We start from the raw sequence: 13,922 nt of genomic DNA, 5'->3' as shown, positions 1-13,922 counted from the left end.
CGTAACTGAATGCCAACAAAATTTGCAACGTCTCCTTCGGCTAAAGCTCGACCAGGCGTTACCAACGTCGACGATCTCGGGCGGACGTAGCCGAAAGTTGACTACTGCGCTGATGAGACGGCATTGCGTAACGAGCCTCTATTTGCTGTAGTGCTGGCCTCGTAAACGTGCCCAGTTTTGCTCTGTCAAGGGCCCGTTCCAATGCCTCGATGCAAATAGGATCGTGCGATGTTCCCGCTCCTTCTCGCAGGATTCCTATGGCTTTGTCTATCGGCATTGCAGATCGGTAGGGTCGATCGGCGGTAAGTGCGTCAAACACGTCAGCAGTAGAAACAATTCGGACTTCCATCGGGATTTCTTGCGCGGTTAAACCCCGCGGGTAGCCTTTACCGTCCAACCGTTCATGATGAGCGCCCCCTATTAACGCTGCCTCTGAAAACGCTCCGATTGTGGACAGAATCCGCTCGGAGAATTCCGCATGGCGCTTCATTTGCAGCCACTCTTGATCGTCAAGCTTCCCCGGCTTGTCCAGCACGCTGTTGCTCACGCCGAGTTTGCCTATATCGTGAAGAAGAGCAGCTCGTTTCAGAAGCCGACGATCCTCAAAACCGATACCCATTTCTTCAGAAATCAAATCCGTGTAGAGCGCAACACGATCGCTATGGCCTGACGTGTAGGGGCTTTTTGCATCAATGACTTTCGCAAAACCGGCGGCGATATCATCCAGATAATCATCGTCAGCCATGACGGCCTGCTGTCCGGGCTCCGACGCAAGCACCAGGGCCTCAAGATCAGGCGAGACTAAAGTCTCCCAGAAATTTGAGCGCGATGACAGCCGGATGAAAGCATCTACCAAATCGGGGTCGAACCACTCTCCCCTACGCTTCCTTATCTCCCTCAACGCACTGTTGGGGCCGCCGGATTCCTGAAACACGTCGATGACTTGTGATAAGAGCGCAATACGGGCAAATAATGGGATTGTCAGACCTGCAGCGCCGTTTGGTTTTCCGCCACCATTCCAGTGCTCATCAAGGGCAAGAATACCGTCTGCCACCTGTTCAGAAAACCTCATCTGACGGGCAATGTCTGCGCCTCTTTGGCATCGCGTCTGGATGAGCTCGGCGGATATAGTGCCGCCGTTTTGAAGAATGTTCAGAATTCCACGAAAGCGCTCGGCCAAACCCGACTTCATCCCGGTGTGACCAATCACGAAACGCAGCACCTGGCCGAGACTTCCATCGACCAGTTTGAAATCGTGTTTGAAGCTCAGATCGTCAGCAAGGTAGAGTTCGCAAATGCGGGCAGCATTACTGCTGCACCCAAGGTCTTTCAACAGAAGAGTATAATACAGGTCGCGGAGATCGCTGTCCTCAAGTCCAATTTCGCGCCCGATTTCCGTTCCAATGTAACAGCACCGAATGCAATGTCCTTCCGGCTGCCCTTCTGTCATATCGAGCGCCTTGCTCAACGCTTCGATAATTTCAGCCAGGCGGATTTTTATGCCGGTCATGGAGTGGCCCTCGTTTGAACGACCACAATATTTGGAAGAGCGTTTCAAAATCATTGATCGAAGACACTAAAACGGCAGAAAAGCCATCGAAATCAATTAATTAGATCGAGCTAACAAACGCGCTAATTTTAAGTATTGAGTATAAAACAACCTGACATGGCTAAGCTTCTATTTTTTGCTCTCCACCGTGGGAGGACGCAACTACAGCGTTGCGGCCACTGGCTTTTGCTCGATAAAGCGCTTCGTCTGTTAGTTTGAACAAGCTCAACTGATCAATGTTGGCAATGTCTGTTGCGACCCCAATACTGATCGTTACGTGCCCGAAGCTACTGTCTTCATGCGAAATGTTGAGGTCTGCGACGGCCCGCTTCATCGTTTCTGCAAGTAAAAACGCACCTTCCTCGTTCGTGTTCGGGAGAACGACGGCGAACTCTTCGCCACCATAACGGGCGCAGCTGTCAGCCGGGCGTCTAATGGATGCGGAAATTGTTGTTGCCACTCTTTTAAGGCAATGGTCACCTATAAACGCGCCTGACTGACTATAGAATTAGAAATCAGGTCTATTCGCGCCATCCGGCCAATGCTAGCCGCCGACAGCGAATAACTGGCTAAGTTGAGCAAAGTCTCTACGCGTTAGCCTATCAATCTCGAGGTCTGAAATTCCGTCATCGCTCATGAACTGTTGAAACCGTGCGTTCTGAAGCTGAAAGATCGTGTCAGCTAGCGCGTCGGGATCGATCGCAGCCGACAACGTGCCTGCTTTTATACAGATACGCGCCCAATGAGCCAGGAAATCCGTTAACGCCACGTCGAGGGCCCGGTAGCTGCGCCCGAATTCTTCACTTCCGCTCTGGATCGACGCAGCCAGAATTTCGCGCCAGACCGGCTTGGGAAGGTTGCCGGTAGCGTGAAGACGAAGACGTTGCGCGAAGTCGGCACAGTAACCCACGAAATCGGGTGCATCATGCGCCAGCACCGCCTGCTCCTCAATCAGTCGTCGGGTAAGGCTGCGGTCGCTTTCCTCGACAAGTGCCAGCAACAGACCAGCCTTATGACCAAAATAATTGTAAACAGTCACGCCTGAAATGCCTGCTTCATAGGCAATCGATTCAACTGTGACGTCACCATAGGGTTCGTCCCGCAACTTACGGCGTGCAATATCCATTATAAGTTCGCGACGCTTTGCCTTTTTGCGTTCTCTAAGTCCCGTTTCAGTCATTATCTGCCTGTTTTTTATCCGTTTTTTCGTCTGGTTCGATTAATAACTAAGCTAAATATTTAATTGACAAAAATATTTTATGTCATAAAAATTTTTATAAATATAACCAAAGGGAACTATCTACATGATTAAGTCATTGCGCAATGGATTAATCGGCACCGCGCTAGTGTTCGGTGGCCTTATCACGCCTGCATCCGCTGATGATTTCAAGGTCGCGATCGTGCTTCCTGGCGTTATCACCGACAATTCCTTCAATCAGTCAGGCTATGAAGGCGTCAAGGAAGCTGCCGACGCGCTTGGCATCGAGTTCGCCTATAGCGAAAAGACGGCGCAACCTGACCAACCGCAAGCGCTGGCGGACTACGCGCGCCGTGGCTACAATCTCGTCATCGGTCACGGAGGGGAATTTCAGGATGCTGTCGACCGCGTTGCAGGCCGCTTCCCGGATACTAAATTTCTCGTCGTCAATGGTGTCGAGGCCGGCAAGAACGTTTCCGTAGTCAGCTATGACTTCCCGTCCATGGGCTATGCAATGGGGTATGTCGCCGGAAAAACATCACAGACCGGCAAGGCCGGATATATCGGCGCGCAGAAGCTGAAATTCTATGTCGAACTTGGTGAAGGCTTCGAGAAAGGCTTCAAGGCCGCCCGCCCCGACGGAGCGGTCATGACCGCGTGGACCAATGATTGGGACGACGTCGCCAAGGGCAAGGAAGCTGCGCTCAATCTGATCGGCCAAGGCGCCGACGTGATCTTTCCGTCCATGGACAATGCGGTCGTCGGCAGCCTTCAGGGAGCCAAGGAAAAGGACAAGATGGCGATCGGCATCTATTATGATGCGATCAAGGACTGGCCGGATACGGTCATTCAGTCAGCGGTCTTTGACATGCGCGGCGCGCTCGGCGAAGTCATCGGGTTGGCGAAGTCCGGCAAGCTTGAGCCTAAACCCTATATTTTCAGCTTCGACCACAAGAATGCGACGCGCATCGGGACTTACGGGCCGAAGGTTCCGGCGTCCGTGCCCGCCGAAGTGGATGCACTGCTTCCGAAGCTTGCTTCCGGCGAAATCTCCGTAAAGTAAGCCCGATTGCCGGCAGAATTGCCTTCTGCCGGCGGCCTCGGTTGCCAGAGAAAGGTTGGTCGCATGGTGGTTCCTGCCCTTTGCCTTCACGGAGTCGGAAAACTGTTCGGTGAATTCCGCGCGCTCGACGCGATCGAAATGACGGTGGCCGCGGGCACTATCCACTCGATCCTCGGAGAGAACGGCGCCGGCAAGACGACACTGATGAACATCCTCTACGGTCTTTACCAGCCCGATGAAGGCGAGGTGGAGGTCTTCGGTCAGACCGTCAGTATCCCATCGCCACGTGCAGCGCTCGACCACGGCATCGGCATGATCCATCAACATTTCATGCTGGTGGATACACTGTCCGTGGTTGAGAACATTATTCTGGGACTTCCTGGCCAGGGTATGCGTCTGTCACTTGACGAGCATTCCTCAAAGATTGACGCGCTGTCGCGTCGCTATGGTTTCGACGTCAATCTCCACGCACCGGTCTGGACGTTGCCCATGGGCATGCGTCAACGGGTCGAAATCCTAAAGGCGCTCTATCGCGAGGCGCGAATTATTATCTTCGACGAGCCGACAAGCATTCTTGCGCCACAGGAAGTCGATGGACTGCTGCGGGGACTTAGGCGCCTGCGTGAAGAGGGAAAGACTGTTGTCCTCATTACCCACAAGCTAGAGGAAGTGGCCGCCGTCGCGGATCGCATCACTGTGATGCGATCGGGCCGTGTCGTGGCAGAGCAGGATGTCGCTGGTCTCGAAAAGTCCGACATGGCGAGAATGATGGTCGGGCGCGATGTCGCGCTATCATCTTACGACGTCGAGCGCCCGGATCCCGGCCCTGTCGTCCTCGAAGCCCGCGGACTCGCGGCTCGCAATAGCCGTGGCGCCCTGGCACTCAAGGCTGTCTCCTTTGAGCTTAGGGCGGGCGAAATATTCGGGATTGCCGGCGTCGATGGCAACGGCCAATCCGAACTGGCCGAGGTTCTGACAGGTATACTGCGCCCTGAAGGCGGCACACTAACACTTAACGGAGCAGACATTCTGCCCATGACCATCGACCAGCGCCGCCACGACGCAAAGATTTCGTCCATTCCGGAGGACCGACAGCATACGGGCCTCGTTCTGGATCTCTCTGTCTGGCAGAACGCAGCACTACGCGATTTCCGGCGGCAACCATTTTCGCTGAGGGGATGGCTCAAGCCAACACGCATGCGCGACATCGCCGCCGACTGGGTGAAGCGCTACGATGTGCGGCTGCGCAGTCTCAATCAAGCGGTGCGCTTCCTCTCTGGCGGCAATCAACAGAAGTTGATCTTTGCACGTGAGATCGAGGCCAGACCCGCGGTTATGGTGGTCATGCAGCCCACCAAAGGCGTCGATGTAGGCGCCATCGAACTTATCCAGCGCGCCATTCTCAAGGCACGCGCCGAGGGTGTTGCCATCCTCTATATCTCGACCGAACTCGAGCACATCCTCGCCGTAGCCGATCGTGTCGCAGTGATCTGCGGTGGCCAATTCACCGGCATGCTGCCGCGCGCCGAGGCGACGGTTGAGCGTATCGGCAGCCTTATGGCTGGTATCAGTGAAACACCGGAGGCCCCATGATCCGTCTCGTCGCAACGCTCTATGCCCTGCGCACCGTCTGGGCTCTCTGTATAGCCTTCGCGCTTGGCGCACTGCTGATGCTATTTTCCGGCGGCAATCCGCTTGCCGCCTACTCCGCGCTGATCAACGGTGCTTTTCTCGATTATTGGGGAATATCCGGCACGCTTGTAAAGATGTCGCCGATCCTGCTCGCCGGCCTCGCCGTCATCCTCTCGTTGCGCGGCGGCCTTCTCAATCTGGGTGTTGAGGGGCAGATCTACATGGGCGGTCTGTTCTCCTCGATCGTTGCGCTCTATGTCACCGGGCTTCCGACAACATTACATCTCATCCTCACCATCCTCAGCGGTGCGCTCGCCGGCGGGGCATGGGGCATGATCGCGGGCGTGTTGAAGGCTAAGCGGGGCGTTAACGAGGTGATCGTCACGCTGCTCCTTAATTTCGTTGCCATCAATCTCGTCAGCTATTTCGCAGGCGGGCCGATGATGCAGGACGGTGCGCCTTATCCCTATTCCGAGGAAATTCCGGAAGGCCTATTTCTGCCGATTATCATGCCAATGACGGATGCTCATTTCGGCGTGGTGCTCGGTTTACTGATTGCCATATTGTTATGGGTTCTGCTCCGTTCTTCAACGCTCGGCTTCTCGCTCGATCTCGTCGGCCGCAATCCACAGGCGGCGCGTTATGCGGGCGTCGACGTTGGGCGCGCCGTGATCTCGACCATGTTTCTTTCCGGCGCACTCGGCGGCTTGGCTGGAAGCTTCGAAATTCTTGGGCTGAAACACCGTCTCTACCACCTGTTCTCTGCTGGTTTCGGCTTTGACGGCATCGTCGTCGCCTTCATGGCACAGCTCAATCCGCTGATGTCGGTAATCGCCGCCTTCTTCCTCAGTGGCCTGAAAAGTGGCGCACTGATGATGCAGCGCGCAATAGGACTGGAAAGCACCGTTGTCGACGCGGTAATAGGCATTGTCATCATTTGCGTCGCCGCATCGCAGGCCTTCACGTTCAAGGCCGACCAGTGGCGCGCCTGGTTTGCCAGACGCCAGAGGCTCAACGCTGCGCTTGCTGTTCAATCGCAGGAGGCCAAGTGATGGATTACATTATGAATCCGGCGTTCCTCACCGATTTTCTCTCGTCCTCCCTACGCTTGTCGATCCCGCTCATCTTTGCCGCGATCGGCGTCGTCTGGTCGGAGCGCTGCGGCGTGTTCAACATCGCCATCGAAGGCTGTATCCTCGGCGGCGCCTTCGGCGCAGCAATCGGCACGTGGTGGTTCGGCGACCCTCTGGGCGGCCTCCTTATGGCCCTGGTCATCGCCAGCCTGCTCGGCCTTCTGCTAGGCGGGCTCTCGGTCGGCCTCGGCATCAACCAGTTGGTGGCCGGCATCGCAATCAATCTGCTGGTCGGCGGCATGACAGCCTACCTCGCCCGCCAGATCATGGGCAACAACGCGACCGCGCCGTTGCCTGGCTTCGCCGTCATGCCGATTCCCCTTCTGTCAGATATCCCAATCGTGGGCCCCGTCCTGTTCAGCCAGGGGCCGCTTGCCTATCTCGCCTATGTCATCGTGCCGCTCGGCTGGATGCTGCTTTACCGCACGCCATGGGGACTGCTTGTGCGGGCTGCGGGCGACCAGCCGATGGCGGTCGATACGGCCGGCGTCGACGTGCAACGGCTTCGCTTCCTCTCGGTCCTCGGCTCCTGCATGCTGGGCGGGCTCGGCGGCGCCTATATCGTTCTCTCGCAGGTCCATGTCTTCACCGAGCACATGAGCGCGGGCAAAGGCTTCATAGCGCTCGGCGCCGTCATCCTCGGGCGGTGGAACCCACTCGGCGCAGCCATCGCCTGCCTCGCATTCGGCATGGCTGACGCTACCCAACTGCGGCTGCAATTCGGCAGCCCCGAAATTCCCTATCAGCTGTTCTCCACCCTGCCCTTCATCGCGGCCCTCGCAGCCCTGGTCCTGTTCTCGGGCAAGGTCCACGCGCCAGCCGCCGTCGGCAGAAAATTCGAGCGCAGCGGCAAATGAAAGGCATAGACATGATCACCAATCCCGTTCCGTGGCCGAACGGTGCCAAATGCGCAGCCTGTGTCACCTTCGACATGGATGCCGAAAGCCTCATCCACATCGACCATCCGCAAGACGGCTACAAACGCGCTTCAGCCCTCTCCATGCTGCAATACGGACCGACCGTCGCTATTCCTCGCATCGTCGAGACCTATCGTCGGCTCGGCCTAAAGCAGACCTTTTTCATCCCGGCTTGGTGCATAGAGCGCTATCCGCAGGCAATCGAAACCATTCTCGCCGGTGGCCACGAGATCGGCCAGCACGGGTTCCTGCACGAAAATCCGGTCAAGCAAAGCGCAGAGGAACAGGCCTATTGGCTCGACCGATCGAGTGACGTGATCGAACGGGTCACCGGCAAGGCGCCGCGCGGTTTTCGCGCGCCGCTTTACAATTTTTCCGACCAGACGGCGCGGCTCCTGGTTGAGCGCGGTTTCCAATATGACAGTTCGCTGATGGCCGATGACGTGCCGTATCTGGTCCAGGCCGCGGGCGGCGATTTCGTCGAGCTACCAACGCACTGGGGCGTCGACGACTGGCCGCAATATGTGCAGTCGATGGACCTTGATTACATGATGCCAATCCGCTCGCCGAGCCACGGCTTCCAGATCTTTCGCGAGGAGTTCGAGGCGGCCTATCTTTATGGCGGTCTGTGGATTCCTGTCGTCCACCCCTTCGCCACCGGCCGCCTGGCACGCTGGCATGTCGTCAGCCAATATCTCGAAGAAGTCGTCGCCCGCGGCGATGTCTGGTTCGCGCCAATGGAAGAGATCGCCGCGCATGTTCGCGACGTCATCGCCAAGGGGCTCTACACACCAAGGGAAATCCCGATGCCGCAATATGACGGGCCGGTAGAGCTCAGCGCACCCCGGTTCGCATAAGCGGTCGCTTCCCACCGATTGCCTGAAAATTCACGGCCCCTGTGCCCTAACCATTTTGAAAGGAACTGTAATGGCCTCCCACGGATATGATTCCGGACGGCTGAACCTGCCGTTCGTAGGCATCTCGACCTTCGCCAAAAGCCCCTATGTGGAAAACTGGGACCAGATCGAAGCCGATGTCGCGATCCTCGGCGCGCCCTTCGATTTCGGCACACAATGGAGGTCCGGCGCCCGTTTCGGGCCGCGTGGCATCCGGGAAGCCTCAACGTTGTTTGCCTTCGGCCATGCCGGAGCCTATGACCACGAGGACGACGTCACCTACCTGGAAGGCGTTCGCATGGTCGATCTCGGCGATGCCGATATCATCCACACCGACACGATAAGCAGCCATGCCAATATCGAATACGGCGTGCGCAAAATTCTGGCGGCTAACGCCCTGCCTGTCGTCCTCGGCGGCGACCATTCGATCAACATCCCCTGCATCAACGCCTTCAGCGAGCAGGAGCCAATCCATGTCGTACAGTTCGACGCGCACCTGGACTTCGTCGATGAGCGCCACGGTGTCCGCTTCGGCCATGGCAGTCCGCTGCGCCGAGCCTCGGAAAAACCTTGGGTCACTGGCATGACGCAGCTCGGGATCCGCAACGTCTCCTCCACTGCCAAGGAAGGTTATGACGATGCGCGCGCAAAGGGCTCGGACATTCTTTCTGTGCGGCAGATCCGCAAGCTCGGTGTCGACGCCGTTCTGGAGCGCATTCCGGCCGGCAAACGCTATTACCTGACCATTGATATCGATGGATTCGATCCATCAATCGCACCGGGCACCGGTACACCGAGCCATGGCGGCTTTATCTATTATGAAGTGCTGGAATTGATCGCAGGGCTTGCGAAGCGCGGTACGATCGTCGGCGTCGATCTTGTCGAAGTCGCGCCGGATTATGACCACACTGGTTCCACTGCCATTCTTGCGGCTCAGCTGCTGCTCAACACGATTGGCAGGATCTTCGTGAATAGAAGCAAATGAAGGTGTCCGCAGACGTCAATTGGCGAGCATCCAAGATGCTCGCCAATTGACACAGTGGAGGAGATATAAAGTTTGCGTTTCTTTCCGAGCCGCGCAGACGGCATGATTATCCGAACGCGCTCCTTCGCTGCGGCACGTTCACGAAACAGTGTCGCTATTCATCAGCGGCTTGGTGTTAGACCTGCGCTAAGCCGCCATCAACGAAGACTTCGCCGCCCGTCATGAAACTGGAATCTGAAGATGCCAGAAATGCTGCAACACCGCCTGTCTCAGATGGCTCGCCCATACGACCAAGCACCGTCGTCGCTCCGATTGCGTTCATCCCCTCGTCACCGAGAACTTCCAGTGCCAACTCTGTGGTGATCGGGCCAGGTGACATCACATTGACACGGATGCCGGTACCTCGCAGGTCTAGCGCCCAACTGCGCGCTAGGTTTCGAACCGCGGCTTTGGTCGCACTATAGATGCTGAACGCCGGTGTCCCCATCACACCCGTGCTTGAACCCGTCAGAATAATCGAGGCACCCGCCGTCATGAGTGGCAGTGCCTTTTGTACCGTAAAGACCGTGCCCTTTACATTGAGGTCAAATATCTGGTCATAGTGCTCGGGCGTAATCTCGCCGAGCGGCGCGAACGCTCCGGTTCCTGCATTAGCAAGGAGTATGTCGAGCCCGCCCCGCTCGTTTTTTACCTTTTCATAAAGACGGTCGAGGTCGGAGAGATCGGTCACTGAGCCCTGAACCGCCTGCGCTGAAGATCCAAGTTGCGCAGCGGCGGCATCAAGCGTTTCTTGCCGACGGCCAAAAATATAAACGAATGCCCCCTCCTCGATAAACCGCTTGGCGGCTCCAAAACCTATACCGCTTCCGCCACCCGTTATAACTGCTGTCTTACCCTGTAGTCTGCCCATGTCGCGCTCCTTTGTTGTAATCACACTAAGCTGGCGACCTACGCACCCATTGACAAGTATGCACCTTTTGGTAAGTACCTAGAAATGTCAAATCGATCACACCCATCCGTATCACCGACGGCGGCCGAACCACCTTCGGAGACCTGCACCCCGACGCTGGCCGGCTTCACCTGCGGACTTGACGCAACCTTGCGTGTCATATCGGGGAAGTGGAAACCGTTGATCTTGTACTTCGTCGCCCAGGGTGGCCCGACCCGCTACGGTGCGCTTCGGCGCGCAGTGCGCGACGTAAGCGACAAAGTCCTAATCCAACAGCTCAAGGAGTTGGAGGCTGACGGTCTCGTGAGGCGGACTGACTACAAAGAGGTCCCGCCGCGCGTCGACTACAGTCTGACCCCACTGGGCAGGAGCTTGGCCGAAGCCTTAGTGCCGCTCTGCTCTTGGGGCACTGACAACATGGCCGAGGTTACGCGCGTCTTCGCTGAGCGCGGTGCTTTGCGGTAAAGCCGAAGCTCTTGTCGGTATCATGCCAATATTGAACTCACCAAGTCTGGCCACCTAACTTAACGCAACGGTAGCCTGCACCAGCGGGTACAAAAATAAGCCCGCGGCCCCAAAGCCGATTGTTGAGCAGTCAACAATTATGAGCTCTCGGCCACTGTGCGCCATTAGCGGACAATTTCTACTTGGCTGTCGCTTTCACGATGCGCTCAGCAAAGCTTGCCGCGGCAAGTGGCAGGATGCGTCCGCGCAACTGGCACATCACGAGGTCGGATCGCGGGATATCGCGTTCATCGATTGGCCGACCAACCACACCCATGCCGAACTCTTCGCGCGGCGCGCCAACGTCAATCTGGAAGGAGATCATGTTGCCGCGCAGCACAAGGCCGCGGAGCATCTCAAAGGAATTGGATTCGGCCATGACGTCGAACCGAAAGTCGCGCCTTGCAATAACTTCATCAAGAACCTGGCGTCCGCCAAGACTTTGGTCCGGCAATGCCAACGGATGCCCGACACAGTCGGATAGGCGCAAAACCTCTTTGCTAGCCAACGGATGGTCATCGCGCATGATCGCGACGAGTCTTTGTGGAACCGAGGCCAGAATTCGAACTGCGGGGCGCATGGCTGCGCGGTAGACGATCGCGAGATCGACGTCGTAGTCGATCAGAGCATTGATCGCGGCATTGTGATCCATGACCTTGATGTTGAACACCAGGCGCGGATTGGCCTTTCTGAACTCGCCGATCTGGGAGGGCAGGAAGTCGAGCGCAAGTGCCTGGCTGCAGGCGATTTTCACGGGACCACGGCGCAATCCTCGCAAGTCTTCAACCTGGGAGCTCAGGCGTTCCGCGTCGGCGATCTGGCTTCGTGCATAGCGGACAAACATCTCTCCGGCGGCCGTCAGCCTCACGCCACGCGCTCGACGTTCGAAAATCGGCGTTCCGATCTCAAGCTCGAGGTCCTGGATTTTCCTGTTCATCGCTGATGCCGTGATGTTCATCTTTTCCGCCGCCTGACGGATCGAACCAGCACGGGCGATTTCCGAGACTTGCTCTAAAAGCTTGAGATGTCGCATGGCGTTCCTCCTCAGTGAGGCCTTTTTGTCACCGCTGATGCACGATAATAGCGGTAGATGTGTTCACTGAATAGTGGCACTTCTGCATTGCAACACAGACGAAGAGCAGCCGGACAAGGCGGCCCCCAACCACCAGATCAAGGGAACAGAGAATGGCTCACCATCAGATGAAGACACACGCCCGCATGGTTGCACTCGCTGCGATGACGGCGCTTGCTACGGTTGGCGCTTCCGCGGTCGCGCATGCGGAAACCAACATCAAGCTGGTCCTGAACTGGAAATATCAGGGACCGCAGGGCTTGCTGTTTCTTGCAGAGGACAAGGGCTACTTCAAGGAAGAAGGCCTGAACGTCACGATGGACCAAGGTAATGGCTCGGGTGCCGCGGTCCCGTTGGTAGCCAATGGTGCCTACGACATGGGCTTCGGCGACATCAACGCGCTAATCGAGTTTGCGGCAAAGAAGCCGGAGGATGCCCCGGTCGGCGTCTTCATGATGTATAATCAGCCGCCCTTTACCGTTGCCGTCAAGGCCGACAGTCCGATCAAGACTCCTGCCGACTTCGCGGGGCATACGTTAGGCGGAGCCGCCAACGACGGCGCGCTGAAGCTATTCCCGGCTCTCTGCTCGATCACCAAGACGGATTGCTCCACGGTCGAGATCACCAACATGCAGCCGAACCTGCGCGAGCAGATGCTGATGAAAGGCCAGGTCGACGGCGTCTTCGGATACGTCAACACCATCCGCTTCAGCGCCAAACTCATCGGCGTTAATCCGGACAAGGATATCCGCTTCATAAACTACGGCGACTACGGCATAGACCTCTACTCAAACGCCATCATTGTCTCGAAGACCTTCATGAAGGATCACCCCGATGCCATCAAGGGTTTCCTGCGCGCGCTGAACAAGAGCATCAAGGACGCGATCAAAGATCCCGAGGCTGCCATCGCCTCTGTGAAAGCCCGCGAGCCGCTGATCAAGTCCGACGTAGAACGCGAACGCTTTGATGCGACCCTGGCCGATGAGATGGCGCATCCGGAACTTGCGACCGTCGGCCTCGGTGATATCGACGAAGCACGTCTGGCGAAGTCGATCGACATCCTTGTAGACGCCAATAGCCTGCCGCGCAGCCCGACGGTCGGCGAGGTCTTCGACCGTAGCTTCCTGCCTGCCAAGCGCGAGCTTCTGACCTCGGTCAAGTAACCGACGGCGCAGTGCGCCGTCCCCCTTTCTCCATACACAACGAACGGAGCAACATCATGGACTTGATGCTGAAGGATAAGGTCGTCTTTATCACCGGCCCCGCCAAGGGCATGGGCGCGGCAATCACGCTGGCCTTTGCCCGGGAGGGCTCTAAGCTCGCACTTGTCGGTCGCGACACGGCAGCGATCGAACCTGTGGCTAAAGACGCCCGTTCCAGGGGTTGCTCCGTCATCGTTATCGACTGCGATCTCACCGATGCGGGCCAATGCGATGCGGCGGCTGAGAAAACTGTCGAGGCTTTCGGCCGCATCGACGTTCTGGTCAATGTCGCAGGCGGCTCCGGTCCTATGGGCAAGACCGGCGTCGAAACCACGCCGGAAGAATTCGACGAGATCGTCACGCTTAACATGAACGGCTGCTTCCATACGATCCGCGCAGTCCTGCCGTCGATGATTGAGAACCGCTATGGCAAGGTTGTCAATGTGGGCGGCACCTTCGGCATGAGGGGACGCTCCGGTCGCTTGGCCTACTCGGCATCCAAGTGGGGTCTGCGCGGCATCACCAAAAGCTTCGCACTTGAGGTCGGCCAGCACAACATTAACGTCAACAACGTCGCACCCGGCATGGTCGATGGGCCCCGCTTCCGTGACAAGGTCTGCAAGACCATGGCGCAGAAGCTCGGCATCACCGAAGAGGAAGCCGCGATCCGTCACGCCGAGGATTACGCGCTGAGGCGCATTACCGTCGACGAAGATGTCGCCAATGCCTGCCTGTTCTTTGCCAGCGACGTATCGCGCCAGATCACCGGCGCGGATATCCCGGTCGACGGCGGCTGGGCAGCACTTTAAGGAAGGTTCTAAG

Annotated in this window: 14 protein-coding genes; 9 read left to right on the top strand and 5 right to left on the bottom strand. The window is 57.3% G+C overall.

The window, feature by feature from the left end; translation table 11 throughout:
- Positions 1-58 precede the first annotated feature (58 nt).
- The 3 genes from ACZ5FM_RS22965 to ACZ5FM_RS22955 form a co-directional block, all read right to left on the bottom strand.
- Positions 59-1,510, bottom strand: a complete 1,452-nt coding sequence (locus tag ACZ5FM_RS22965) for an HD-GYP domain-containing protein (RefSeq protein ID WP_464041369.1) — start codon at positions 1,508-1,510, stop codon at positions 59-61.
- 160 nt (positions 1,511-1,670) lie between these two features.
- Positions 1,671-2,033: a GGDEF domain-containing protein gene (locus ACZ5FM_RS22960; RefSeq protein ID WP_464041542.1), complete on the bottom strand. Its 363-nt coding sequence runs from the start codon at positions 2,031-2,033 to the stop codon at positions 1,671-1,673.
- 60 nt (positions 2,034-2,093) lie between these two features.
- Positions 2,094-2,675 (bottom strand): TetR/AcrR family transcriptional regulator, encoded by a 582-nt coding sequence (locus ACZ5FM_RS22955; protein WP_250983747.1) that lies wholly within the window; start codon positions 2,673-2,675, stop codon positions 2,094-2,096.
- A 178-nt stretch (positions 2,676-2,853) separates the two neighbouring features.
- On the opposite strand from ACZ5FM_RS22955, the gene ACZ5FM_RS22950 reads away from it, so the two are divergent.
- From ACZ5FM_RS22950 to speB, 6 genes are all read left to right on the top strand, one after another.
- The gene (locus ACZ5FM_RS22950; protein ID WP_464041368.1) at positions 2,854-3,810 is read left to right on the top strand and encodes a BMP family protein; all 957 of its coding nucleotides are present in this window, start codon (positions 2,854-2,856) and stop codon (positions 3,808-3,810) included.
- A 63-nt stretch (positions 3,811-3,873) separates the two neighbouring features.
- The gene (locus tag ACZ5FM_RS22945) at positions 3,874-5,403 is read left to right on the top strand and encodes an ABC transporter ATP-binding protein (RefSeq protein WP_464041367.1); all 1,530 of its coding nucleotides are present in this window, start codon (positions 3,874-3,876) and stop codon (positions 5,401-5,403) included.
- Positions 5,400-6,494, top strand: a complete 1,095-nt coding sequence (locus ACZ5FM_RS22940) for an ABC transporter permease (RefSeq protein ID WP_464041366.1) — start codon at positions 5,400-5,402, stop codon at positions 6,492-6,494. The genes ACZ5FM_RS22945 and ACZ5FM_RS22940 overlap by 4 nt, the downstream gene beginning before the upstream one ends.
- Positions 6,494-7,432, top strand: a complete 939-nt coding sequence (locus ACZ5FM_RS22935; RefSeq protein WP_464041365.1) for an ABC transporter permease — start codon at positions 6,494-6,496, stop codon at positions 7,430-7,432. The genes ACZ5FM_RS22940 and ACZ5FM_RS22935 overlap by 1 nt, the downstream gene beginning before the upstream one ends.
- A complete protein-coding gene (locus tag ACZ5FM_RS22930) occupies positions 7,429-8,349 on the top strand; it encodes a polysaccharide deacetylase family protein (protein WP_464041364.1) in 921 nt (306 codons plus the stop codon). The genes ACZ5FM_RS22935 and ACZ5FM_RS22930 overlap by 4 nt, the downstream gene beginning before the upstream one ends.
- 70 nt (positions 8,350-8,419) lie before the next feature.
- Positions 8,420-9,373: an agmatinase gene (gene speB / locus ACZ5FM_RS22925; RefSeq protein ID WP_464041363.1), complete on the top strand. Its 954-nt coding sequence runs from the start codon at positions 8,420-8,422 to the stop codon at positions 9,371-9,373.
- Positions 9,374-9,548: 175 nt separating this feature from the next.
- On the opposite strand, the gene ACZ5FM_RS22920 is transcribed toward speB, so the two are convergent.
- A complete protein-coding gene (locus ACZ5FM_RS22920; RefSeq protein ID WP_275642900.1) occupies positions 9,549-10,283 on the bottom strand; it encodes an SDR family NAD(P)-dependent oxidoreductase in 735 nt (244 codons plus the stop codon).
- A 156-nt stretch (positions 10,284-10,439) separates the two neighbouring features.
- On the opposite strand from ACZ5FM_RS22920, the gene ACZ5FM_RS22915 reads away from it, so the two are divergent.
- A complete protein-coding gene (locus tag ACZ5FM_RS22915; protein ID WP_192490007.1) occupies positions 10,440-10,787 on the top strand; it encodes a winged helix-turn-helix transcriptional regulator in 348 nt (115 codons plus the stop codon).
- 178 nt (positions 10,788-10,965) lie between these two features.
- On the opposite strand, the gene ACZ5FM_RS22910 is transcribed toward ACZ5FM_RS22915, so the two are convergent.
- Positions 10,966-11,859 carry a LysR family transcriptional regulator gene (locus tag ACZ5FM_RS22910; RefSeq protein WP_192490006.1) on the bottom strand — a complete coding sequence of 298 codons (894 nt, stop codon included), beginning with the start codon at positions 11,857-11,859 and terminating at the stop codon, positions 10,966-10,968.
- A gap of 152 nt (positions 11,860-12,011) precedes the next feature.
- Between ACZ5FM_RS22910 and ACZ5FM_RS22905 the strand changes: the two genes are divergently transcribed.
- Both ACZ5FM_RS22905 and ACZ5FM_RS22900 read left to right on the top strand, forming a co-directional pair.
- Positions 12,012-13,061: an ABC transporter substrate-binding protein gene (locus ACZ5FM_RS22905; RefSeq protein WP_464041362.1), complete on the top strand. Its 1,050-nt coding sequence runs from the start codon at positions 12,012-12,014 to the stop codon at positions 13,059-13,061.
- Positions 13,062-13,117: 56 nt separating this feature from the next.
- The gene (locus ACZ5FM_RS22900; protein WP_464041361.1) at positions 13,118-13,909 is read left to right on the top strand and encodes an SDR family NAD(P)-dependent oxidoreductase; all 792 of its coding nucleotides are present in this window, start codon (positions 13,118-13,120) and stop codon (positions 13,907-13,909) included.
- Positions 13,910-13,922 lie beyond the last annotated feature (13 nt).

Source organism: Agrobacterium sp. 5Ca50 (assembly GCF_055381905.1).
This window is presented reverse-complemented; position numbering and strand designations above follow the sequence as displayed.

Excerpts from the sequence above, each read along its gene's own strand:
- ACZ5FM_RS22900 (WP_464041361.1), top strand. The coding sequence starts at position 13,118 with ATGGACTTGATGCTGAAGGATAAGGTCGTCTTTATCACCGGCCCCGCC.
- ACZ5FM_RS22920 (WP_275642900.1), bottom strand. The coding sequence starts at position 10,283 with ATGGGCAGACTACAGGGTAAGACAGCAGTTATAACGGGTGGCGGAAGC.
- ACZ5FM_RS22955 (WP_250983747.1), bottom strand. The coding sequence starts at position 2,675 with ATGGATATTGCACGCCGTAAGTTGCGGGACGAACCCTATGGTGACGTC.
- ACZ5FM_RS22930 (WP_464041364.1), top strand. The coding sequence starts at position 7,429 with ATGAAAGGCATAGACATGATCACCAATCCCGTTCCGTGGCCGAACGGT.
- ACZ5FM_RS22965 (WP_464041369.1), bottom strand. The coding sequence starts at position 1,510 with ATGACCGGCATAAAAATCCGCCTGGCTGAAATTATCGAAGCGTTGAGC.
- ACZ5FM_RS22905 (WP_464041362.1), top strand. The coding sequence starts at position 12,012 with ATGGCTCACCATCAGATGAAGACACACGCCCGCATGGTTGCACTCGCT.
- ACZ5FM_RS22945 (WP_464041367.1), top strand. The coding sequence starts at position 3,874 with ATGGTGGTTCCTGCCCTTTGCCTTCACGGAGTCGGAAAACTGTTCGGT.
- ACZ5FM_RS22910 (WP_192490006.1), bottom strand. The coding sequence starts at position 11,859 with ATGCGACATCTCAAGCTTTTAGAGCAAGTCTCGGAAATCGCCCGTGCT.
- speB (WP_464041363.1), top strand. The coding sequence starts at position 8,420 with ATGGCCTCCCACGGATATGATTCCGGACGGCTGAACCTGCCGTTCGTA.
- ACZ5FM_RS22940 (WP_464041366.1), top strand. The coding sequence starts at position 5,400 with ATGATCCGTCTCGTCGCAACGCTCTATGCCCTGCGCACCGTCTGGGCT.
- ACZ5FM_RS22950 (WP_464041368.1), top strand. The coding sequence starts at position 2,854 with ATGATTAAGTCATTGCGCAATGGATTAATCGGCACCGCGCTAGTGTTC.
- ACZ5FM_RS22935 (WP_464041365.1), top strand. The coding sequence starts at position 6,494 with ATGGATTACATTATGAATCCGGCGTTCCTCACCGATTTTCTCTCGTCC.